This is a genomic window from Escherichia sp. AM3, from assembly GCF_032029835.1.
GTDB lineage: Bacteria > Pseudomonadota > Gammaproteobacteria > Enterobacterales > Enterobacteriaceae > Escherichia > Escherichia coli.
In genome coordinates, this window is the sequence record NZ_JAVUPQ010000309.1 from 1 (window position 1) to 1300 (window position 1300).

Consider the following 1300-nt stretch of genomic DNA (forward strand, 5'->3'; position numbering starts at 1 on the left):
GTGCATAACAGCATGACTTCCATCCATCGTGCGGCAGCTCTCCGGTATAGCCCTTTTGACTCCAGCTCTTCAGCTTTCCTGTCCCTTATCATTTCTGCCTCTCAGATTATATAGATAAGCAAAAAGGTGTTGGTTCAGTTGGTTCAGTTGGTTCAATTTGTAAAGAGTATTGTTTTTAAAAGAATTATTCGCAAAAAGTGAACCAACACACCCCATTTTTGAACCAACAAAAAGAGGCCGTGAACCAACACGCCGTTTAAAAACCGCTAATTATGAGGGACATTCACCAGCACAGGGCTTGTCTAGTGCTGGTTAGGTGCTGCTCACCGCGCACGGAGCGGCGCTGGTTTGCTCCAGCGATATGCGGGGCTGGTCATCATTTCGCGGTACCGCCTGGCTATTACAGGGCCCTCTGCCAGCTGGCGCCTTAATTCCCGCAGTTCTGCCGGGCTGAGCTGGTGGCCGCCATGCTCCAGCTTGGCAATGGTCAGCAGCTCGATTTCTCGTGGTGTCATGGATTCCCCTCTGATGGTGATCGGCATTATATTGCTAGCCAGGGTGATTCTTCACTGGCCAGAGCCGTTGTGCGTGAAGTCTATGCGTGAACTCCATATGCTATGTGTTAAGTTACAGCTCAAAATGTCCTGTTCCGGTGGTAACTTTTTGGTAAACAGCGTTTTGGTGGATACCAACATGGATACCTCGCTTTTGGATACCACCCAAAGCCAGATTGTCACTATGCTTAATCTAAAGCAGAGGAGCCTCTATGCGCCTTATCAAATTAAGCGAAGTCATGCTCAGAACGGGCTTCAAGAAAACGGCAATCTACTCATGGGTTAAGACGGGCACGTTTCCACAGCCAGTTAAAATTGGTAGATCAGCTAGATGGTCGCTTGAGGAGGTTGAAGCTTGGATCCAGAACAAACTTGATTCGCGGGCTGGCAACCAATGATTAGCTTTAATATCGAGTGGTGGATAGTCCATGGACAAGCTGATGGGCGCACTCGACGAAAACGATGCGCCAGGCGGACTGTGTCGCTCATAAACCGGGAGTTGGCCAGAGGACTTAGTTGTCCTTTGCAATTCTGCAGGTTCGCACGTGAAAGTAGCCAAAACCCTGCGAACCTGAGTGCAAACCTGCAACTGCGAACCACTGAGGTGGCCTCTCATAGCTGGTGGTCATACTGGATATTAATCAGGCCTGCCACAACCATAACAATCCATAACAGACGCATCGCACCAACAATTACTAATAGGTCCGCTCGCAACACTAATTTTGACTAAGCCTGAACGCAATGCT

The 1300-nt window shown here is 49.0% G+C and carries 3 protein-coding genes; 2 read left to right on the forward strand and 1 reads right to left on the reverse strand.

The genetic code is table 11. The annotated features are described in order from the left end of the window. On the reverse strand, positions 1-92 hold a 92-nt coding region (locus tag RTW80_RS25370), incomplete at its 3' end, for a PerC family transcriptional regulator (RefSeq protein ID WP_140428303.1). Between the two features lie 391 nt (positions 93-483). Between RTW80_RS25370 and RTW80_RS25380 the strand changes: the two genes are divergently transcribed. Together RTW80_RS25380 and RTW80_RS25385 are read left to right on the forward strand one after the other, a co-directional pair. After that, a complete protein-coding gene (locus tag RTW80_RS25380; RefSeq protein WP_233142077.1) occupies positions 484-840 on the forward strand; it encodes a hypothetical protein in 357 nt (118 codons plus the stop codon). Beyond that, a complete protein-coding gene (locus RTW80_RS25385) occupies positions 794-952 on the forward strand; it encodes an AlpA family transcriptional regulator (protein ID WP_049066248.1) in 159 nt (52 codons plus the stop codon). Before RTW80_RS25380 ends, RTW80_RS25385 begins: the two co-directional genes overlap by 47 nt. Positions 953-1300 lie beyond the last annotated feature (348 nt).

Bases quoted from the DNA above. Each gene is read 5' to 3' on its own strand.
- RTW80_RS25385 (WP_049066248.1), top strand. From the start codon at position 794: ATGCTCAGAACGGGCTTCAAGAAAACGGCAATCTACTCATGGGTTAAG.
- RTW80_RS25380 (WP_233142077.1), top strand. From the start codon at position 484: ATGGTCAGCAGCTCGATTTCTCGTGGTGTCATGGATTCCCCTCTGATG.